Origin of the sequence: Citrobacter sp. RHBSTW-00859 (genome assembly GCF_013729795.1) — a bacterium.
In the GTDB taxonomy this organism is placed as follows: Bacteria; Pseudomonadota; Gammaproteobacteria; order Enterobacterales; family Enterobacteriaceae; genus Citrobacter; species Citrobacter braakii.
The window spans coordinates 4946823-4967701 of sequence record NZ_CP056284.1; the positions used below are offsets into that span (position 1 = coordinate 4946823).

At 53.8% G+C, this 20879-nt stretch carries 17 protein-coding genes; 5 read left to right on the plus strand and 12 right to left on the minus strand.

Annotated features, from left to right (window positions below; all coding sequences use genetic code 11):
* Positions 1-705, minus strand: coding sequence for a GntR family transcriptional regulator (locus tag HV302_RS24920; RefSeq protein ID WP_019077919.1), 705 nt, complete (start codon positions 703-705; stop codon positions 1-3).
* Between the two features lie 229 nt (positions 706-934).
* Positions 935-1609 (minus strand): 6-hydroxyaminopurine reductase, encoded by a 675-nt coding sequence (gene yiiM / locus HV302_RS24925; protein WP_075848782.1) that lies wholly within the window; start codon positions 1607-1609, stop codon positions 935-937.
* A gap of 152 nt (positions 1610-1761) precedes the next feature.
* Here yiiM and HV302_RS24930 point away from each other — a divergent pair, with 152 nt between their 5' ends.
* Positions 1762-2658 carry a dihydrodipicolinate synthase family protein gene (locus tag HV302_RS24930; RefSeq protein ID WP_181626717.1) on the plus strand — a complete coding sequence of 299 codons (897 nt, stop codon included), beginning with the start codon at positions 1762-1764 and terminating at the stop codon, positions 2656-2658.
* 41 nt (positions 2659-2699) lie between these two features.
* Here HV302_RS24930 and kdgT read toward each other — a convergent pair whose 3' ends face one another.
* On the minus strand, positions 2700-3683 hold the full coding sequence (gene kdgT / locus HV302_RS24935) for a 2-keto-3-deoxygluconate transporter (RefSeq protein ID WP_016155204.1): 984 nt from the start codon (positions 3681-3683) through the stop codon (positions 2700-2702).
* A gap of 235 nt (positions 3684-3918) precedes the next feature.
* Entirely contained in the window at positions 3919-4539 is a 621-nt protein-coding gene (gene sodA / locus HV302_RS24940) for a superoxide dismutase [Mn] (protein ID WP_016155203.1), read from the minus strand.
* A gap of 255 nt (positions 4540-4794) precedes the next feature.
* Between sodA and HV302_RS24945 the strand changes: the two genes are divergently transcribed.
* Positions 4795-6216, plus strand: coding sequence for an L-fucose/L-arabinose isomerase family protein (locus tag HV302_RS24945; protein WP_181626718.1), 1422 nt, complete (start codon positions 4795-4797; stop codon positions 6214-6216).
* Positions 6217-6417: 201 nt separating this feature from the next.
* Positions 6418-7452, plus strand: a complete 1035-nt coding sequence (gene rhaT / locus HV302_RS24950) for an L-rhamnose/proton symporter RhaT (RefSeq protein ID WP_016157897.1) — start codon at positions 6418-6420, stop codon at positions 7450-7452.
* Between the two features lie 116 nt (positions 7453-7568).
* Here rhaT and HV302_RS24955 read toward each other — a convergent pair whose 3' ends face one another.
* The 8 genes from HV302_RS24955 to rhaS form a co-directional block, all read right to left on the minus strand.
* Positions 7569-8747 (minus strand): MFS transporter, encoded by a 1179-nt coding sequence (locus HV302_RS24955; RefSeq protein WP_115191157.1) that lies wholly within the window; start codon positions 8745-8747, stop codon positions 7569-7571.
* Between the two features lie 3 nt (positions 8748-8750).
* Positions 8751-11240 carry a phosphoenolpyruvate--protein phosphotransferase gene (ptsP, locus tag HV302_RS24960; protein WP_181626719.1) on the minus strand — a complete coding sequence of 830 codons (2490 nt, stop codon included), beginning with the start codon at positions 11238-11240 and terminating at the stop codon, positions 8751-8753.
* Positions 11241-11244: 4 nt separating this feature from the next.
* Entirely contained in the window at positions 11245-13836 is a 2592-nt protein-coding gene (locus HV302_RS24965; protein WP_181626720.1) for a glycoside hydrolase family 38 C-terminal domain-containing protein, read from the minus strand.
* Positions 13837-13923: 87 nt separating this feature from the next.
* Positions 13924-15039: a PTS fructose transporter subunit IIC gene (locus HV302_RS24970; RefSeq protein ID WP_181626721.1), complete on the minus strand. Its 1116-nt coding sequence runs from the start codon at positions 15037-15039 to the stop codon at positions 13924-13926.
* Entirely contained in the window at positions 15032-15346 is a 315-nt protein-coding gene (locus tag HV302_RS24975; RefSeq protein ID WP_016157892.1) for a PTS fructose transporter subunit IIB, read from the minus strand. The genes HV302_RS24970 and HV302_RS24975 overlap by 8 nt, the downstream gene beginning before the upstream one ends.
* A complete protein-coding gene (locus HV302_RS24980) occupies positions 15276-15737 on the minus strand; it encodes a hypothetical protein (protein WP_141876144.1) in 462 nt (153 codons plus the stop codon). Before HV302_RS24980 ends, HV302_RS24975 begins: the two co-directional genes overlap by 71 nt.
* A gap of 222 nt (positions 15738-15959) precedes the next feature.
* Positions 15960-16808: an HTH-type transcriptional activator RhaR gene (gene rhaR, locus HV302_RS24985; RefSeq protein ID WP_016157891.1), complete on the minus strand. Its 849-nt coding sequence runs from the start codon at positions 16806-16808 to the stop codon at positions 15960-15962.
* 105 nt (positions 16809-16913) lie between these two features.
* Positions 16914-17762 carry an HTH-type transcriptional activator RhaS gene (gene rhaS, locus HV302_RS24990; RefSeq protein ID WP_016157890.1) on the minus strand — a complete coding sequence of 283 codons (849 nt, stop codon included), beginning with the start codon at positions 17760-17762 and terminating at the stop codon, positions 16914-16916.
* Between the two features lie 300 nt (positions 17763-18062).
* On the opposite strand from rhaS, the gene rhaB reads away from it, so the two are divergent.
* Both rhaB and rhaA read left to right on the plus strand, forming a co-directional pair.
* Positions 18063-19532 (plus strand): rhamnulokinase, encoded by a 1470-nt coding sequence (gene rhaB, locus HV302_RS24995; protein WP_016155199.1) that lies wholly within the window; start codon positions 18063-18065, stop codon positions 19530-19532.
* On the plus strand, positions 19529-20788 hold the full coding sequence (gene rhaA, locus HV302_RS25000; RefSeq protein ID WP_019077926.1) for an L-rhamnose isomerase: 1260 nt from the start codon (positions 19529-19531) through the stop codon (positions 20786-20788). The genes rhaB and rhaA overlap by 4 nt, the downstream gene beginning before the upstream one ends.
* Positions 20789-20879: the final 91 nt, after the last annotated feature.

Consider the following 20879-nt stretch of genomic DNA (forward strand, 5'->3'; position numbering starts at 1 on the left):
TCATTCATCACGAATAACAAGTTCCACTGATTCAAGTCGCCAGTATTCAAAATCAACCTGAACCACTTTTTTATCTCGGGTAGCCCGATGTTTTTCTACTAAAATTCCATAAGTATTAGGCGCAACGCCCAACTCTTTGCAGGCCACTTCTGGCATATTGACCGGTTTAAAAATCATTTCTTTGATATTTAAAGCATGACCAAACGCATCTTCCCAGACGCTGGCAAAAGACTGATTGCCCAATTTGTTAATGAATCCTGGCGCAACATCAGCATCAATATAGGACTCATGGTAAAACACTTTATGCGAATCAAGACCACACCAACCGGTAACTAAATAGCGATCACCGGAGGAGAGAAAAACATCATCAACATGGTGCGGAACCGTCGCAATCGTTTCTTTGGTTAAATAACCCCAAAAAGGTTTGCGCCCCTGAGCACAGGCTTCAGCATTAAAGCTGGAAAGTGATTTGGGATTATAAATAAATCGCTTCGATGAAATAAACCAACCACTGCGGTTCTTTCGGAAGATACGCGCATCGATCTCAAGCTCAATCAGAACCTGACGTAAGGTCATGCGCTTCGCATCCAGCAACTCACATAACTCTCTCTCCGAAGGCAATTTAGAGCCCGCTGGCAAATTATTCTCGTTTAACCAGCTTTCAAAGCGCTCTCTAAGCACATCAACATTGTTTTTCTTTTTCATCTTGCTCATCTGGTTTAAACCAATTTAAAGCTAAGATATTTGAGTGCAGGAAATACTCAAGTTTTTTTTCAACGCAGAGTTTCTTTTTGTGGGCCAGGTATCAAGAATGGACTGAAAACATGGCGTGACAGGCAGGTTTTTTTAACCTGCCTTAGTATGCAGAGATAAGAACCACGAGAGAGGCAAATCAGGTGTTACCACCTGATTTAATTGCATGGCCAGAATGTCTTTATTTTCCCCACAAACGGCGGGAATTGTCTTCGATCTTGCCGCTTAAACGACGCTTTTGCATCGTTCTGGTCCAGCTTTTCGATAACCCGGCAGCCGAGAGTAAACGGTGATATTGTGAGTCATCAAACGGCATATGCCAGGCAATGGCAATCGCCTCCCGCACGCTGACGTCGCTGACGCGTGAAGCCAGGATCAACGGCGCGTCCGCCGACACCTGGCCTGGAGCGATGACGCTGCACAACCAGCCCGTCTTGCCTGCATCCTGCATCTGGCTAGCCATATCGCTGATGCCAAAATGGAAATTCAGCTTAAAGCACGGCGAGCGCGGCTGCGTGACCTGAATCAGCGCATCTCCCCACTGGAAAATGTCGCCAATAAATACATTCTCTTCCGTTAGCCCCTGAGTAGAGAGATTCTCGCCAAACGCGGGCGCGACAAAGCGCTCTGCCTGCTCCGGAAACTCTTGTCTCCAGTGCTGATAGTGTTCACGCGGATAGTGGCACAGCGCGCGATCCGGCCCACCGTGAATTTTCGTTTCCGCCTGTTCATCACCCGTCAGCCCCAGTTCGGTCAGCATCAGCTCGCCGTCAACCTGGACCTTAGCAATCGCGCTGGGACGGCTTCCCGTGTAGTCCCGAACCTTGCCTGTAAAAACATCGACCGGATATCGCATCTGTTCCCTCTCCCGATAAATTTCCCCCATTACACCACATTTATTTTACCCCAGTCGCTCAAAATGAGAGCACGGTTCACATGAAACTTAGGGACACATGCTATCAATGTAATCTGGTTTTGAAACATCATTTCAAATAAGGAGTCAACAACGTGACTGGTCAATCGCAATTTGCTGGCGTCTGGTGTCCTTCCATTACGCCAATGGATAATGACGGCAAGATCGATCTTAACGGTCTGAGCCAGCATCTCAAACGCCTTACCGAGGCCAAAATCGACGTGATTTTGCTGATGGGTAGCATCGGGGAATTTGCCTCCTTTACGCTCGAAGAAAAGCTGTTACTGATCCGCGAGGCCCGCGCTATGAGCTCGCTGAAGATGGTCGCCAACGTCTCATCCACCTGCCAGAATGATGTGCTGTTGATGGCGCAGGAAGCGTATCGCGCCGATTACGATGCCGTGATGATCCTGCCGCCTTACTACTACGGGCAAACGGCAAAACAGCTGGTGAGCTACTTCCGTCAGTTGGGGCAGAAGCTCAGCGGTAAATGGTTTGCCTATAACTTTCCGGCGCGCACTGGCTGCGATTTAACGCCCGAACTGGTTGCCACCCTCGCCGCCGAGTTCCCCAACTTCGCAGGCATTAAAGATACCGTCGACTGCCAGTCCCATACTCGCAGTATGATCCAGACCACCCGCGCCGTACGCGAGGATTTTGCCGTGTTGTCCGGCTATGACGAATACTACATTCCTAACCTGCTGGCAGGCGGCGCGGGGGTGATTTCAGGATTAAACAACGTCATGCCTGAACTGTTTGTCAGCGCACGGGAAGCATTTAAACAGGGCGACCTGACAGCACTTCGCGACATTCAGAACCAGATTGGCACCTACATGTCCATCTACGCCATCGGCGAAGATTTCGTCACCACCATCAAAACCGTGGTATCGCGTAAGTTTGGCTATTGCACCGGTGTGTCACGAAATGCCGGCGGAGAGTTGAACGAGGGTGAGTGTCGGACCATCGATGAGGTATTTGTCGTCAAAGCGTAAATCGTTAAGCCGGATGGAACAGACCATCCGGCAAAAGAGGCTTACTTCACGGCGCTACGAATATCAATTTCCGCCGCCCTGGCTTTAACTCTTTTCGACCAGATGGAAGTGATAATCGGCACCAGAATGGAGGTCACAATCACCGACGTGGCGACAAGGGAAGTTGCTGCCGGCGCCATCGGTTTAAATGCCGGAACCATTTCAGCAATCAGCACTGGCGTAGCGACCGCCGCACCGGCTGAGCTGGAGGCCGCAATCCCCGCCGTGCCATCGCCGCCGCCAATCAGTTTATCGGCGATAATCAATGGAATACCGGTAATGATAATTACCGCCACGCCCAGCAAAATACCCAGTACACCGGTCTGCGCAATCACGCTCAAATCAATGGTGTTACCAAGCGCGAAGGCAAAGAAAGGAATCAACGTCTGCACCGCTTTGCTGAAGAACTCCCGCAGCTCAGGGTCCAGATTCCCCAGCGCAAAGCCAATCAGGAACGGTAATACGGCCCCCACAAACACGTGCGGTTCAAACGAAGCGATCCCGGCGGTTCCCAGAATCACCATAGTCATCAGCGGGCCAGACTCCAGCGACATCAGGACAAACGCCCCGGCCTCTTCTTTGGTGCCGTACTGCTGCATAATCGAGGCATACAGCCCGCCGTTGGTCATATCCATGGCGGCCACCAGCGCCAGCGTAGACAACCCGGCGAAGAAACCAACTTCTACACCATGTTCCGGCAGAATACGTGAAGCAATCGCCGCGACCACCCACGCTACCAGAATCTTGGTTATGACCAGCGTGCCTGATTTACGCAGCACGGTACCGGTAGCGCTTAGCTTGATCGACGCCCCCATACAAAAGAACCAGACCGCCAGAATAGGCACCGTACCGGTGATCATACCGTTGGTAAAGGAGCCGAAGTATTTCCCGGCGCCGGGGGAAAAGGTGTGACACAACGCGCCCAGAAAAAGCGGCACCAGCATCATGCCGCCTGGGATTTTCTCTATCGTTCGTTTGATCTGCATTTCCATCACCTGTAGACATAAAAATGGGGCAATTTTTATGGGCGATTGCATCTTGCTTATGAGATGCGCCCGTCTTGATGAAACGAAGATAGACATTCATAGAAACTATAAAAGTGATCCCACTCGCATAATAAAACCTTGTTTCAATTTAAGTGGATCATTGTTTTTATATTGATTTTGATCACAAAAAAACCCCCACAAGCATTGCTTGCAGGGGCTTGTTAAAGCGTAGAACTTATTTTTTCGCTGCGAAACGCGCGGCAGCTTCGTCCCAGTTCACCACGTTCCAGAACTCTTTGATGTAGTCCGGGCGACGGTTCTGGAATTTCAGGTAGTAAGCGTGTTCCCAAACGTCCAGGCCCACGATCGGGAAGCCGGAAGCGCCAGAGATAGCTTCACCCATCAGCGGGGAATCCTGGTTAGCAGTGGAAACAACAGCCAGTTTGTCACCTTTCAGAACCAGCCACGCCCAGCCGGAACCAAAACGGGTTGCCGCAGCTTTTTCAAATTCAGCTTTGAAGTTGTCCACGGAGCCGAAGTCACGTTCGATAGCCGCTTTCAGGTCGCCCTGCAGCGTAGTACCGGTTTTCAGACCTTTCCAGAACAGGCTGTGGTTAGCGTGGCCGCCCGCGTTGTTACGCAGTACGGTTTTCTTGTCTGCTGGCAGTTGATCCAGTTTGGTGATCAGCTCTTCAACAGGCAGGCTCGCGAATTCAGGCAAGCTTTCCAGCGCAGCGTTAGCGTTGTTTACGTAAGCCTGGTGGTGTTTGGTATGGTGGATTTCCATCGTCTGCTTATCGAAGTGCGGTTCAAGGGCATCATAAGCGTACGGCAGGGATGGCAGTGTATAACTCATAATCATCTCCAGTATTGTCGGGCGGCCAGTGTTAACGCCGCGTAAGCAGTTGGGTCATTATAGTTAATTAAATGATATTGAAAATGATTATCAATGCCGTACTTTTTACATGGCTATTATGAGGTAAAAGTGTGAGCATCACTGGGAAAATCAGGCTGATTTTGCCAATCTGAGTAGAAAATAGGCAGCGACATGAAGGACATGGGAGATAAAGCACGACATAGTCTGAAGATTATCTCACAAGGAAATATTGCTATGTCTGTCAACATTGCCCTTTTTGGTATCGGCCTCGACACATACTGGCCCCAGTTTACAGGCCTGGAGTCACGTCTTCAGGGCTATCTGCAATCAATTGATGAGCGCCTGACGGCGCAACAAGCCAGCGTGATTAATGGCGGCCTGATTGATAACGTCGATAAAGCCGATGCCCTTGTCAGACGGTTGCAGCAACAGCCGGTCGATGCTGTCTGTCTTTACATCAGCACCTATGCGCTCAGCTCAACGGTGCTACCGCTTGTGCAGAGTATCAATAAACCGGTCATTATTCTGGCCCTACAGCCAGAGCCAGGGCTGCCTTATTCAACAATCCGTCAAATTCCCGATCGGGGAGGTCGTACTGGAGAGTGGCTGGCGCACTGTCAGGCCTGCAGCGCCCCCGAACTGGCAAACGTGTTTAACCGTGCGAATATCCGCTTTCAGTTGATTGTTGGCGCATTACAGGGCGATGAGTATGTCTGGCAACAAACGGCGCAGTGGCTACTGGCACTTAACGCTCGTCAAATGCTGGCAAATTGTCAGGTCGGCGTCCTCGGGCACTATTATGACGGCATGGTAGACGTTTACAGCAATATGACGAACTTGTCCGCCAAAATGGGCGTACGCTTTAAGCCATTGGAAATGTGTGAGTTGGCGGAATATCGCGAGCAGGTCAGCGAGGCAGACCTCAATGCCAAACGACAGGAAATGCACCGTGTACTTCAGTTGGATGCGGCATGCGAACCTGCAGAGCTCAACCGCGCACTCACCACTGCCTGCGCCATGGATAAACTGATTGCCCAGAATAAACTCGGTGCACTAGCCTATTATTATGAAGGCCGTAACGGCAACGCTTACGAGAACATCATCACCTCAATCATTCTCGGCAACACGCTGCTTACCCACCGTGGTATTCCCGTAGCGGGAGAATATGAAATCAAAAATGTGCTGGCGATGAAAATTCAGCAACTTCTGGGGGCTGGCGGTTCATTCTCAGAACCATATGGCATTGAATTTAATGATGATGCTGTTTTGTGGGGACATGACGGTCCGGCACACCCGCTGATGGCGGATGGTCCGGTGAGTCTGGTGCCGCTGCCGGTTTATCATGGTAAACCCGGTAAAGGTGTATCTATCCAGATGACCGTAAAATCAGGTCCGGTGACCTTTCTTTCGGTAATTGAAGATGCCGAAAACGGGGTGCGTTTACAGTATGCCGAAGGTGAAGCTGTGCCAGGTGAAGTCCTGGATATTGGCAACACCAATAGCCGCTATCGCTTCCCGTTATCAGCTCGCGAGTTCACCACGCAATGGTGCATGGGCGGCCCAGCTCATCATTGCAGCATTGGCCTGGGACACCATGGCGAGGCACTGGAAAAACTCGCCTGGCTACTGGGTATTCAGGCAGTAAGAATTTGCTAATCCTCTATATTTCCGCCCTTCTCAAAAAAGAGGGGCGGAGCCGCATTTGTGATCAATATCCCTTTCATCCCCTGAATTTTGCCAGCATTACTGATCACACGGCAGCATGCTGAAGGTTAATCTATTGCTCACTCTTTAGACTTTTGAACATCAAAACGGGTGTTTTCATCCTGCCAAATCGATAATTCAAAAGGAAACAGAATGGGTAACGCAATTACGATGGGGATAATATGGCATCTAATCGGTGCCGCTAGTGCCGCTTGTTTCTATGCCCCTTTTAAAAAGGTACAACACTGGTCCTGGGAAACCATGTGGTCTATAGGTGGTTTTGTTTCATGGCTGATCCTTCCCTGGCTCGTCAGCGCGATCCTTCTGCCGGACTTCTGGGCCTATTACAGTTCATTCAGTGCGTCCACCCTGCTGCCGGTATTTTTATTCGGTGCCATGTGGGGGATTGGTAATATCAACTATGGCCTGACTATGCGCTATCTCGGTATGTCGATGGGGATCGGGATCGCTATCGGCATTACGCTAATTGTTGGTACCTTAATGACGCCAATCATTGCCGGTAAATTTGACGTGCTCATTGGCACACCAGGCGGACGTATGACCCTGCTCGGCGTGCTGGTCGCCCTGATCGGAGTGGCGATTGTCACCCGCGCCGGACAGTTAAAAGAGCGCAAGATGGGCATCAAAGCCGAAGAGTTCAATCTGAAAAAAGGTCTGATACTGGCGGTGATGTGCGGCTTTTTCTCCGCAGGGATGTCCTTTGCCATGGATGCGGCTAAACCAATGCACGAAGCCGCTGCAACACTCGGTATCGATCCGCTGTATGTCGCCCTGCCAAGCTACGTAGTCATCATGGGCGGTGGTGCGGTGATCAATCTGGGATACTGCTTCATTCGTCTGGCAAAAATGAAAAACCTGTCAGTAAAAGCCGACTTCTCTTTAGCAAAACCGCTGATTATCAGCAATATCCTGTTTTCTGCGCTTGCTGGCCTGATGTGGTATCTCCAGTTCTTCTTTTACGCCTGGGGCCATGCCAAAATTCCAGCACAGTATGACTACATGAGCTGGATGCTGCACATGAGCTTCTACGTCCTGTGCGGCGGTATCGTGGGCCTGATCATGAAAGAGTGGAGCAATGCAGGGAGACGTCCGGTCAGCGTGCTAAGTCTTGGCTGCGTAGTGATCATTGTCGCGGCAAACATTGTTGGTCTGGGAATGGCCAGCTAATCATGTTGGGTACTGAGATGACGCCACTGGCTCGGCGTCATCCCAACTTTACGGTTAAATACCACCGAAAATCAGTTTCCGTTGTACTACCTTAAATTAACCAAATAATGATGGCGTTACTCACAAAATACCTCCGTTCGAGCGTATAGCTTAAATCCGTTCAGCAATAAAAACAGATACCCAATAACCGGCACCCAAAAGCTCAAACGCAGGCCAATAGCATCAATAACCATCCCCTGGATAAAGGGCAGCACCCCGCCGCCAATGCCCGCCATAATCAAGCAAGCAGAAATAGATGCCGCATAGCGATCAAGGCCGGAGAGCGTGCGAGAGAAAATAATGGGATACATCACCGAGTTCATGAGCCCCGTCGCCAGCAGGCAATAGCCGCCAAAACGGTTAGCGAAAACTATCGCGGCAACGGTTAGTAGTACCGCTCCCGAAGAACACAGGCAAAACAACAACTGAGGTCGGCAACAGTGAGCCAGCAAGCCATACAAAAACCGACCCGCTAATGCACCGCCCCAGTACAACGCGATAAAGGAGGTCGCTTGTGCAAGCGAAAACCCGCCCAAAGACGGGTCGTGAAGATAGCTGAGAGCCGTAGTACCCATGCTGACTTCAACGCCAACATAAACAAGAATGCCACTCACCCCAGTACGAAACTGCGCATAGCGCCTGAGCGCACGAATCGCAGAAAAAATATTCTCGTGCGCGTCACGAAAATCAGCAATTGAAAAACGGTATAACGCAACCAGCAGTATGCCTCCCACCAGCATCAAACCGAGATACATCCCTGGAACTGAAATGACAGAGCCAGCCAGAACAACCGCCAGGACGACAGGCGCCAGCGCCGCCCCGAGGGAGTTGATGGACGACGCCAGACTGAGGCGTCCAGCCGCACTTTGCGCCTCGCCAAGCCGATTAACATAAGGGTTTGCGACCACCTGCATCGCCGCAACCCCCATCGCCACAATGAAAATCCCCACCAGGCAACCGGCAAATGATGCCAGCCAGAGCGATACGGCAATCACCACCGAACCACTTGCGGCAAGTATCAACGCCAGTAAGAGTGCGCTGCGATACCCTAAACGCGCCATCCAGCCTGAACACGGTAAACAAATCACAAACGGTGCGAGATAAAACGCCACATTTACCAACATCGAGTCTCGCCATGAAAGCGAAAAAACTTGCCGGAAAAAGGGAATCGTGGCGCTATTAATTGCCGTCAGGACGCCCCAGTAAAAAAAGACAGCCGACAGCATAATGAACGCCCGGCGAGGATTCTGTACCATGATTTATCCCGCCATTTCCTGTGCCAGATACACGGCGACATCCTGCGGCGACATGCTGCCAAGCAACTGCTCACGGAACTCCACATGCATCAACTTACGCGCCAGACGGGAGAAGATTTTCATATGATCGCCCTTCTCCTGCTCACTCACCGTCAGCATGATAACCAGCGAGACATCCACCTCGTCGCTCCACGCCAGCGGCTCACTCAAACGCATCACCGACACGCTACTGTGCGCGACCGCCGCCGATTTGCAGTGCGGAAGCGCAATTGCAAATCCTAATGCGGTAGAGAAAATCGCTTCACGCTGCCAAATAGCCTCTTCAACGGCTGAGCCGGAAAAGACCCGCTGTTCGACCTCCAGATTATCGGTGAGCACCTTAATCGCCTCCGCTTTACGGGTAATCGCCTGATCGAGCAGGATCAGGGCGGGATCAAACACGGGTTTTGCTTGCGCCGCCACCTGTTGCGAAAGTAGTACCGCCACGTCCTGACCACTTTCACAGGCTAATGCCCGTTCCAGCGTCTGCTCGCTGTGCGCGAGGGTTAAGGTCATTAAGCGCGCCTTTGCTGGCGCAATACGGCTTGAGGACATGCTGATCTGTCGTAAACCAACGCCCAACAGTAGCGCCAGCGCCGACGGGTCGCCGCCCATCTCGCCGCACAGGCTGATCTCAATACCGGCCCACTGCGCGCGCGCCGTCATCTCCTTCAGTAGCTGTAAAAACGCGGGATCAAAATAATTGTAGAGATGTCGAACCTGCGCGTTGCCCCGGTCGCAGGCCAGGAAGTATTGCGTCAGGTCGTTGCTGCCAATCGAAACAAAGTCGATATACGCGGCGGCTTTCTCCAGCAGATAAAGCACCGATGGCACTTCCGCCATAATACCCAGCGACCACTGCCCAACCGCCGCCCCCTCGGCCAGCAGTTGCGCCGCTGTTTGCTGGAACTGTTCACGCAGCCACTTCACCTCAGCAAGCGTAGTCAACATCGGCGCCATAATGTGCAACGGTCCGGCGGCGCTGGCACGCAGTAGCGCACGTATCTGAGGACGGAAAATCGACATAAATTCGGGATACAGGCGGATGCCGCGCCAGCCAAGAAACGGGTTTTCCTCCAGCGGCATCGCCAGATAGTCACAGGGTTTATCACCACCAATATCCAGCGTACGGATCACCACTTTACGCCCCCGCGCCTGTTCCAGCACGTGACGATAGGCCTGGTACTGCTCCTCCTCGTCAGGCGGCGCGGCTCGCTCACAGAACAGCATTTCAGTGCGGAACAGACCAATCCCCTCCGCCCCGGCGGCAAATGCCGCTTCCGCTTCCGCCGCCAGCGCGATATTCGCCAGTACCGTCACCCGTTCGCCCTCCTGCGTCGCCCCAGGGCATTGAATAAGCGGCTGTAAACGCGCTTCAAGGCGCTGACGTTTGTCCTCTTCCAGTTGATACCACCGCAGAGCCTGCTCATCCGGCGACACCACCACCACCCCGTGGCGAGTGTCGAGCAGCAGCGCTTCACCACCGCGAATACGCCCCGCTTCCGCCGCCTCTACGCTCAGCAGCGGAACCCCAAACGATCGCGCCAGAATGACGGTATGTGATGTTTCCCCGCCCGCGCCCATCACCACACCTTTCAGATGCGGACCGCGCAGCGCCAGAAACTGGCCTGGCGTTATGGGAAACGGACTGATAACGATGGTGTCTTGCGACAATGCCGTTTGCGGCATCAGCGGCTGCGCGGTGAGATGCGCCGCCAGACGCAGGCCCAAATCCTGTAAATCCAGCACCCGCTGTTGTAGGTAAACGCTGCGACTTTCGCGCAGCGGCGCGCTCAGTTCATCCAGCGCCATCGCCAATGCTGCCAGCGCATTGCGCGCTGTACGGTCGGTAAGTAGCGAGGTTTCGAAGAGCGCATCGTCCAGCAGTTTGACATGAGCCTGTAGCACAGACGCGGCTTCTCCCTGTGTATGCGGTAATGCGTCGTGCAGCTCGCGGCGTACTTGCTCAAGTGCCGCCGTCAGCGCGGCTCGCTGTACAGCCGGCGCCGCCACCGCCTCTTGTTCTGCCAATTGATACAGATCCGGCACGCCCAGATGCATTGCCACCCCTTGCGCCAGCCCAGCGCTCACGCCGTTACCGCGCACCCACTCCGCACGGGTCTGCGCCAGAAAAACCGGCAGAGGTTGCTCCACCCGTTCCGGCGTCTGGGCAACGGGTTCGTCACACGCGGCAAACTCTTGCCTCACAAACTGAGTCAGCGCCTGATGCGCGGCAGATTCATCCTCGCCCTCAATCACCAGTTCACACGGGTCCTGATACAAAATATCGGTCCCAATCATCGCCAACACGCTACGGACATCGGCCTGACGCTGGTTACGCAGATTGCCTATTTGAACGCGAGCCTGAAATGCGCTGACGCGCTGCTCTAACGCACTGGCGGGGCGAGCATGTAGACCATTTGGCAACGGGCAGGTAAAACGAATGTTTAACACAATATTATCCTCTGGCTGCAGGCGTAATACGCCATGAGATCGGCGTGCAGGCCGGTATCGTTTCATGCGATGAGTTCAGCGATTTTTCCGCCAGCGTAACTTCGCACACTGTCGCATCAGCGACCGGCGTTGAGCTGATCTGCGGCTGCGAGCCGGGGTTCCAGCCGCGTAAAATCAGCGCATCTTCACGTTGCGCTTTTTTCAAGGTGCTGAAATGGAGTGGTGTCTCCCAGTGCAGCAGGCTGTAGGCTGTCGGGAATGTCAGCGCGTGTGGATTAGTTTTAAAACGCGCCCAGCCGGAATCCAGCCAGCCAACTGGCGGTGTGCGCCAGGCTTCGACTTCACGCCAGAAGTTCGGGCTTTCACCATCGCACAACGGGATGAGCGCGAAGCGGGCGCTAAATTCGCCTGGGATCTGTGAGTCTGGGGAAGGCAACGCCATACCGGATGCGCGTCCCGGACGCCACGGCATACCGGCACGTCCCAGCCAACCCACGCTACGCAGTAGCGTAATGGCGATAACCGATGGGCGTTCTGCGGGAATTTCATATTCTCGCAGCCCCTCCGTCACCACACTGATGCCCTGCTTGCCATCATGCATCATTACCAGACTTTGCATTGGCCACAGCGATGCCGGGGCTTCACCCCAATTTTCCTGCTGCCAGACATCCAGCGTGGCCGGTCGGTTGGCGCGACGAATGAGACCAAACGGTTGATCGGCAAAATGGACATCGGTAAAGACATCAGCAGGAATTTCCACCTGTAAACGATGATCGTGCAAGGTGTTGTTGACGCTAACCTGGAGGTCCAGCGTCGGGCGCTGGTGATCCAGCATGACCACCATGCTGACATCCAGTCGTGCATTACAACGGTGCTCCTGCCTGTCGGCCAGCGTGTGCGGTGCTGCGATAGACCAGCTTAGCGACAACGTGTCCACCAGCGCGCCGCGCTGCCAGTCGGCGTGAAGCAGCGCCCCTGCGCCGGTAACGCGCCAGTCATCCTCTGGTGGAGAATAGTTATAGGTGTCACCGGCATCGCCGCCGTCCACCAGTTGAATAAGGTTCTCCCAGCGCTTACCGCTGCGCTTATCGACCAGAACAACCTGTTCGCCTTCCAGCGTCAGGCGTAACCACGGGTTCTCCAGCGCCTCTTCTGTCGAGGACGGCACAGCAAATCCGGGGGCGCACTCATCTTGCAGATACAGGGTGGTATAGCCGCAGGCGGGGAGCGATGCGACCTCCAGTAAAATATCGCACCGCCGATAGAAGACGGGATCGGGGCTATTGGACAGTTCCTGAACAATGACGGACATATCTTGCGATGTCTCACGCATAATCTGCCAGCGACAGGGTTGTCCCTGCTCGTCAACAATGCGGAACGCCTCACCGGGTAGGTAGAGCGTCAGCGCCACCAGGCCATCGCGCACCGACGGCAGCGCGTTAAAGACGATGATTTTTTTACCCTGTTGCTGCGCCGTAATGCCGTTTGCCAACATCTGCATATTCAGCTCGTACAGGCGCTCGGCTTTTTCCTGACCCGAGAGCAAACGCGCCTTAACCATTGCATTCACGCGATCGGCGTTACACCCACCGATACTATCGTGAGCGTGGGATTTCATCGCCTCGCGCCATATTGTCTCAATGGCTCGCTGCGGATAGGGCAACCCCAGCGTCCAGGCCACACTCAGCAACGGTTCTAGCTGACGGCTGACGAAGTTCTCCAGCCGGACGTTGGCCTGTTTAATATCCATGCGGGTAGAAAAAATACCGCGATGGATACGCATATATTTCGGGCTTAGCAGTTCGCCCTCAAAGATCGCCAGCGGCGTATCCGCCAGCGCGGCAAAGTAACGGCTAAAGTCGCTGCGAATAAAGCGGTACGCCGTTTGTTCCTGGTTCAGCGTGTCGAGCATTGCCGGAACGCCGTACTCAAACGGTGACTGATCGTTACCGTTCGGCAGTAGTAGCTGCGTACTGCGGCTAAATGCCGCCTGCTTTTCCATAACCGCAGAGAGGCGCGGCCAGGCCTGGTTGGCATCCGTCGGCAACCACTTAGCGCACCCATAACCCTGCGGTAATACCGCCGTCGTCACCACGCTGCCCCCCTGGCTTCGCCAGCGGAACTCGGTAAACGGCGTGTCGTACTCGCTCCAGCCGCGCCAGATAACCGCGTGGTCGATGGCAAACTGATTAAGGAACATGGGCAACTGTGCGCTCTGGCCAAAGGAGTCCGGTACATAACCGACCGCCATTCTCGGCCCTATCTCGTCACAGTCAGCCTGCCCCAGCAGCAGATTGCGGGTGATGGACTCAGCGCCAACCACCAAAAAATCGGTCTGTGTATACCAGGGGCCGATTAACAAACGTCCGGCTTTCACCAGCGCCTGCACGCGTTCGCGGTTTTCTGGTGCCAGTTGGAAATAATCCTCCAGCACCACCGTTTGGCCATCAAGCATAAATGGACCTAATGATTCATCCGCTTCAAGATGTTGGATAAGATCCGCCATAAAATAATAAAGCAGAGCCTGGGAATCATTCTCCGTAAAATACCATTCACGATCCCAGTGCGTATGCTGAATTAAATGAACAGTTTTCATTTCGTTTATTCCTGTTTTAAGGCGTAGGTAACCCGCACGGATATTTACCCGCGCTAAACATAGGGAAATATTAATTCAGTAGTACGTCTAACGGCTGGCTTTAAATTTCGGCGCCACCGTCTCTTTTCTCACCTCAGGCGTGGCTGTCGGGCCACGGAATATCAACAGTGAGCCGCAGGCGATAATCGCCGAGCCGCAGACAATCGAGAGCACATAAACCGGCCATTTTTCTACCGCCAGCCAGCCGTAAAAACCGGAGATCGGCGCATGGTTTACCGCCCCTAATCCTACCGCCATCGCCGCCCCCACCGCCGAGCCAATCACGTTGACGACAATAATTCTTGGATTTGACAGCGCAAACGGAATGGCGCCTTCAGAAACACCAATCAGCCCCATCAACGTAGAGGCTTTACCCGCCTCACGCAGGGATTCCGGGAAGCGTGACGACCACAGCAGCGTAGCGACACCCAGACCAATTGGCGGCACGATAATCGCCACCTGCGCGGCGGTGTTTGGGTCATAAATACCGGAGGCCAGTAACGCCATTGCCGTCGTTACCGCCGCCTTGTTAATCGGGCCGCCGAGATCAAACCCAACCATGCCGCCAATGACCGCCGCCAGCAGCACTTTGTTCGTGCCGGACATGGATAACAGCCAGCTTTCCATGCCGTGATTCAACGCCGCCAGCGGCGTACCGATAATAAATGCCATCACCACGCAGGTCAGCAGCGTACCGCCGACTGGCAGAATGAAAATAGGCACAGCAGAGGAGAGCGCCTTCGGCAATTTGATGTAGCGGTTCAGGGCGCGAACGATATAGCCCGCGACAAAACCGGCCGCCAGCGCGCCGAGAAAACCCGTTCCCAGGTTACTCGCCAGCAGTCCGCCAATCATCCCCGGCGCAAGACCCGGTTTGTTCGCCAGCGCAAAGCTGATATAGCCGGCCACCACCGGCAACATCAGGGACAGCGCCAGCCCGCCGAAACCATCAAATTTGTGCAGCAACTGCACCACCATGCCGGCCTGCTCGTAGCTGGCATCCCAGATGTTATCAATACCGTAGAGAGAAGCGCCGATACGGGCGATCCCCATTAGCACCGCTCCAGCAATGACAAACGGCAGCATCCATGAAACGCCGGTCATAATGGCGTTCTTGACCTCTATCCCGGTAGACGGTTTGTCTCCCCCCTGAAACTTAGCCATTTGCAACCTCCTGCTCTACTGCTTCAAACACCGCATCGCCAAATTTGATGGGATCAGAGACGCTGCATTCGAGCTTCACCATGCCATCGAAACGCTCTTTCCCGCTAATCGCAACGTCGGCAGCAATGATGACCGCGTCAGCGCGCGCCAGATCCTCTGGCGTAATTTCATTCTCAGCGCCAATGCTCCCCTGCGTTTCCACTTTAACTTCATGCCCACGGTTTTTCCCCGTGATTTCAAGCGATTCCGCAGCCATGTAGGTATGAGCAACGCCGGTCGGACAAGCTGCAACACAAACAATGTACATAATGATTCCTCGTAGATTCAGGCAATAAAAAAAGCACAATGGCGAAAGTGCGCATTGTGCTTTGTATAGGACTAACAAATTGATAAACCTGGCTTTCACCGTCAGCGCCGCTGGCATGGCGGCAAACTAACAGTTGGTGCAGGCTGGAGTTACGGAAACTGAAGGCCAGCTCGTCACGTTTGCGACGGCACAGCAGCGCCTGCGGGAAATGCAGGCCAAAACGGGCAGGACGATGACAGCGTTGACGTACGCTCGCGCCGATAGCTTCGCTGGCGCAGTCCCACAGGCTGGACCATTCGCGCGCCATTTGCGTATCCATACACTCCTGCTCGGCGATATCATTTTCAGCCAGATCGTTAACGGAATTAAACCAGCAAAAATAATCAAGCATACGTTTAATTTTGCGATCGCAAGATAGCAAAATTAAAAGCAGACTTTTGATGATTATAGAGTTGGTCAACACAAACGTTACTCCGATAAATAAGTTTGCTGAGAATAAAACAAAAATAAAAGAGCAACTGTGATTTATTGCACAGAGCATTCACTCATTATGTCAAATTTAGTCTGAATATGTATCAAAACGCCACTGCAATATATAAACCACATTTATATATTATGGTGTCACCCGACTACGATGGCGCCATTGCCCTGGCGTCATCCCGACTTCGCGGTTAAATACCACCGAAAAATAGTTACTGTCTTCAAAACCGCACTGCATAGCAACTTCACCAATCAGCTTTTCAGTATGCGATAACAGATACTGAGCATGGCAAATGCGCAGTTGCCGCAGGTAATGGTTGATAGTCATCCCGGTCTGGCTGCGAAACTGCTGGCGCAAAACGCGTTCGCTGCACCGTTCACGCTCGCAAAACGTATCCAGTTCGAACGCATGCTCATGGCTACCGGCTAACGCGGTGATCAGTTTATCCAGCAGCGTTTCACTTGACGTCGCCGGGAGCGTATCCGTGGCATAACGATGACGTTTAAGGTGAGTTACCAGTTGACCAAACAGCAGCTCAGCCATGGTAAAGGCCTGCGCATCGCGCTGATTACTTTCATGCTCAAGCTGGCTTATCACCTGTCTGGCCTGGGTCATGCCAACGCTGCCGAGCCGCCAGTGCGGCTGCCTCGGCGTACCGTCAAATCCGGGGATCGCCCCTTGCCAGTCAACATTCAGCGTTAACCGCTCCGGGCAGTAGATGATATTTTGCAACACAAGGTCGTTAACGGAGGTGTAGGAGTGTTTATCTTCGGCGCGAATGTAAAACAGATCGCCGCGGGTTATCCGGTACGGACGATCGTTAAGGACATGCAGACCATTGCCGCGCCAGACCAGAACCAGCTCGCAAAACTCGTGGGTATGCTCAGCAAAGACATCCTGCGGATAACGATCGGCCACGGCGACAGCCTGCTGCTCATGCGCAAAAAAGTCTGATTTCGAAAGAACCAGATGATTCGCCATCACATCACCTCAACCTGTACGCTTGCCGGATGCGCTGCGCTTATCCGGCATGAAAGGGTATGATTATCAGCAAACGGACGGTAAAAAACGTTGATAGCTTTCGCGTTACTGAAGGCTGCTTCCCGCTATAAGGTCACGCCCCTGACGAATATCGCGTGGCGACCACTCGAACTCACGGCGAAAAAGCGTCGAAAAGTGGTTACTGTCACCGAAACCGCAGAGATAAGCGATATCAGTCACGCTGTCATCACTGTGGCGGAGCAGATGTCGGGCTTTAATCAGTCGCAGACGGTTAAGGTAGCGCTGCGGCGTCAATCCTGTTTGCTGTTTAAGCTGGCGATGCAGAGTGCGTAAAGAGAGCGAAAACTTCTCGGCCAGCGCCTCCCAACACACCTCTTCGGCAAAGTTATCCTCCAGCCATGCCATCAAAAGGTTAAGCCGCGCATCGTTATCGGTCGCCGCTTCCATCAGGCTGCTTTTACGCAGCAGTACCAGCAACTGCATAAACAAGATCTCGCGATTTGCCGCCGTGGGCGTATCCATCTCCTCGCCGAGCGTCTCCATCTGCCCCACCAGGTGACGAACCTGCTGCAGTACGCCCTGGTTTACGCGCCAGTGGGAGGGATACTGCCCATTTTGTTCCTGAGGTAAAAGCTGATTCAGCCCGGCCAGAAATTGAAACGCATCCGGAGAGCGATACAAAACATTGGTCAGACACAGATTGTCAGTATGTTCATATAAATGCCTGTCATGATCGCGGACGAAACACACCGTACCGCCGCTGATGGTGTAAGGCTGTCCGTTGAACACATGGATCCCCGTTCCATGTTCGACCACCACAATTTCATGAAAATCATGATGATGTTCAGGAAACGCGGGCTGAGGAAGCCGCGGTTCAATAGCCACTGGCGCTTTACCTGTCGGAAAAAAATCCACGCAATGCAGTACGGTCATGACGGCTCCCCCTGATTAACGAATATGGCTGAATAGTAATTAAGGGTTCCTACCCTCACCTTAATTTTTTGACGCCAAAGTGCGTAAACACGGTTAATTCTTCAAGAAATGGCGGGAAAGATCGGGAAATGCGGAAGGCGTCACATCCGCCAAAATCCGCGCTATTAGTGGAAACTGTGAACAACATCACGTTCACCTTTGCCATGTTGCCAGCCGCTAATTGGGGCTGTCACTGTCAAGAAGGTACGCTTTATTCGGGGTTCTTAGACTGAGTGCAATAAAACTCAGAAGGACCTCGCCATGACTTTTCGCCATTGTGTCGCTGTCGATCTCGGCGCATCCAGTGGGCGCGTAATGCTCGCACGTTACGACAGTAAACACCGCACCCTGACGCTGCGTGAAATCCACCGCTTCGTTAACTGTCTGCAAAAAACGGACGGTTTTGACACCTGGGACATCGACAGCCTGGAAAACGATATTCGCCTTGGCCTGAAAAAAGTCTGTGATGAAGGCATTCGGATAGACAGCATTGGCATTGATACCTGGGGCGTGGATTACGTATTGATCGATAACGCCGGCCAACGTGTTGGTCTGCCGGTCTCTTACCGTGACAGCCGCACGACCGGCATTATGTCACAGGCGATGGCGCAGCCAGGTAAAGGTGAAATCTACCGCCGTAGCGGCATTCAGTTTCTGCCGTTTAACACCTTGTATCAGCTACGTGCGCTGGTTGAACAGCAGCCAGAACTGCTTGCGCAGGTGGCACATGCTCTGCTGATCCCCGACTACTTCAGCTTTCGCCTGACCGGCAAATTGAACTGGGAATACACCAACGCCACCACCACCCAGTTAGTCAATATCAACACCGACGACTGGGATGACACGCTGCTGGCGTGGACCGGGGCAGACAAAGCCTGGTTTGGTCGCCCGACGCATCCGGGGAACGTCATTGGTCACTGGATTTGCCCGCAGAAAAACCAAATTCCGGTTGTGGCCGTCGCCAGTCACGACACCGCCAGCGCGGTCATCGCTTCACCGCTGGCCGATAAAAATAGTGCGTATCTCTCTTCCGGTACCTGGTCGCTGATGGGCTTTGAGAGCAGAACGCCGTATACCAACGATGCGGCGCTGGCGGCGAACATCACCAACGAAGGGGGCGCGGAAGGGCGCTACCGCGTACTGAAAAACATCATGGGACTGTGGCTGCTCCAGCGCGTTTTAAAAGAGCGCCAGATTACCGACCTGCCAACGCTTATTGCCCAAACGCAAGCGCTGCCGGCCTGCCAATTCCTGATTAACCCGAACGACGATCGCTTTATCAACCCCGACGATATGAGCGCGGAAATTCAGGCGGCCTGTCGTGAATCGGGTCAACCCGTTCCCCAGCAAAACGCCGAACTGGCGCGCTGTATCTTCGACAGCCTGGCATTGCTATACGCTGACATTCTGCAAGAACTGGCACAGCTGCGTGGTGCAGCATTTAGCCAACTGCACATCGTTGGCGGCGGCTGCCAGAACGCCCTACTGAACCAGCTGTGCGCGGATGCCTGCGGCATTCGCGTGATGTCCGGGCCGATTGAGGCCTCCACGCTCGGCAATATTGGCATCCAGTTGATGACGCTGGACGAGCTTAACAACGTCGATGATTTCCGTCAGGTGGTGCGTGCCAACTACGACCTGACCACCTTCATTCCAAATCCTGAAAGTGAAATTGCCCGCTACCAGGCGCAGTTTCCATCACTACGACAGACAAAGGAGCTTTGCGCATGACCACTCAACTTGAACAAGCCTGGGAACTGGCAAAACTGCGTTTCGCCGCGGTAGGCATTGATGTCGAGGCGGCCTTACGCCAGCTCGATCGTCTGCCGGTCTCCATGCACTGCTGGCAGGGCGATGATGTCGCCGGTTTCGAGAATCCGGAAGGCTCGCTCACAGGCGGTATTCAGGCTACCGGCAACTATCCGGGCAAAGCGCGTAACGCCACCGAACTGCGCGCCGATCTGGAGCAGGCGCTGAGCCTGATCCCAGGTCCAAAACGTCTGAATTTGCACGCGATCTATCTGGAGTCCGATACGCCGGTTGCCCGCGACCAAATCAAACCTGAACACTTTAAAAACTGGGTCGAGTGGGCGAAAGCAAACCAGTTAGGGCTGGATTTCAACCCATCCTGCTTCTCTCACCCGCTGAGCGCCGACGGCTTCACGCTGGCCCATGCCGATGACACTATTCGCCAGTTTTGGATTGACCACTGCAAAGCCAGCCGTCGCGTCTCAGCGTATTTTGGCGAGCAGTTGGGTACGCCGTCGGTGATGAATATCTGGATCCCGGATGGCATGAAAGACATTACCGTTGACCGGTTAGCGCCGCGCCAACGTCTGCTTGAAGCACTGGATGAAGTGATCAGCGAAAAACTCGACCCGGCGCACCATATCGACGCCGTCGAGAGCAAGCTGTTTGGCATCGGCGCCGAAAGCTACACCGTGGGCTCCAACGAGTTCTATATGGGTTACGCCACCAGCCGTCAGACTGCGCTGTGCCTGGATGCGGGTCACTTCCATCCGACTGAAGTGATTTCCGACAAAATCTCCGCCGCCATGCTGTACGTACCGCGTCTGCTGCTGCACGTCAGCCGTCCGGTGCGCTGGGACAGCGATCACGTGGTGCTGCTGGATGATGAAACGCAGGCGATTGCCAGCGAGATCGTCCGCCACAACCTGTTCGACCGCGTACACATCGGCCTCGACTTCTTCGACGCCTCTATTAACCGCATCGCCGCGTGGGTTATCGGCACCCGCAATATGAAAAAAGCCCTGCTGCGCGCGCTGTTAGAACCGACCGAACAACTGCGTCAGCTTGAAGCCAGCGGCGACTACACCGCACGTCTGGCCTTGCTGGAAGAGCAAAAATCGCTGCCGTGGCAGGCCGTGTGGGAGATGTATTGCCAGCGTCACGACACGCCAGCAGGAAGCCAGTGGCTGGACAGCGTGCGCGCCTATGAGAAAGAGATTTTGAGCAAACGTAGCTAACCGTGACACCAGGCTTACAGGCCGGATAAGACGCCCCACGTCGCTATCCGGCAATGAATGAAACACGATTGCCGGATGGATCTTCACTTAT

Excerpts from the sequence above, each read along its gene's own strand:
- rhaA (WP_019077926.1), top strand. The coding sequence starts at position 19,529 with ATGACCACTCAACTTGAACAAGCCTGGGAACTGGCAAAACTGCGTTTC.
- HV302_RS24945 (WP_181626718.1), top strand. The coding sequence starts at position 4,795 with ATGTCTGTCAACATTGCCCTTTTTGGTATCGGCCTCGACACATACTGG.
- HV302_RS24980 (WP_141876144.1), bottom strand. The coding sequence starts at position 15,737 with ATGCTTGATTATTTTTGCTGGTTTAATTCCGTTAACGATCTGGCTGAA.
- yiiM (WP_075848782.1), bottom strand. The coding sequence starts at position 1,609 with ATGCGATATCCGGTCGATGTTTTTACAGGCAAGGTTCGGGACTACACG.
- rhaS (WP_016157890.1), bottom strand. The coding sequence starts at position 17,762 with ATGACCGTACTGCATTGCGTGGATTTTTTTCCGACAGGTAAAGCGCCA.
- HV302_RS24955 (WP_115191157.1), bottom strand. The coding sequence starts at position 8,747 with ATGGTACAGAATCCTCGCCGGGCGTTCATTATGCTGTCGGCTGTCTTT.
- sodA (WP_016155203.1), bottom strand. The coding sequence starts at position 4,539 with ATGAGTTATACACTGCCATCCCTGCCGTACGCTTATGATGCCCTTGAA.
- HV302_RS24975 (WP_016157892.1), bottom strand. The coding sequence starts at position 15,346 with ATGTACATTGTTTGTGTTGCAGCTTGTCCGACCGGCGTTGCTCATACC.
- HV302_RS24920 (WP_019077919.1), bottom strand. The coding sequence starts at position 705 with ATGAAAAAGAAAAACAATGTTGATGTGCTTAGAGAGCGCTTTGAAAGC.
- rhaB (WP_016155199.1), top strand. The coding sequence starts at position 18,063 with ATGACTTTTCGCCATTGTGTCGCTGTCGATCTCGGCGCATCCAGTGGG.
- HV302_RS24970 (WP_181626721.1), bottom strand. The coding sequence starts at position 15,039 with ATGGCTAAGTTTCAGGGGGGAGACAAACCGTCTACCGGGATAGAGGTC.
- rhaT (WP_016157897.1), top strand. The coding sequence starts at position 6,418 with ATGGGTAACGCAATTACGATGGGGATAATATGGCATCTAATCGGTGCC.
- rhaR (WP_016157891.1), bottom strand. The coding sequence starts at position 16,808 with ATGGCGAATCATCTGGTTCTTTCGAAATCAGACTTTTTTGCGCATGAG.
- HV302_RS24965 (WP_181626720.1), bottom strand. The coding sequence starts at position 13,836 with ATGAAAACTGTTCATTTAATTCAGCATACGCACTGGGATCGTGAATGG.
- kdgT (WP_016155204.1), bottom strand. The coding sequence starts at position 3,683 with ATGCAGATCAAACGAACGATAGAGAAAATCCCAGGCGGCATGATGCTG.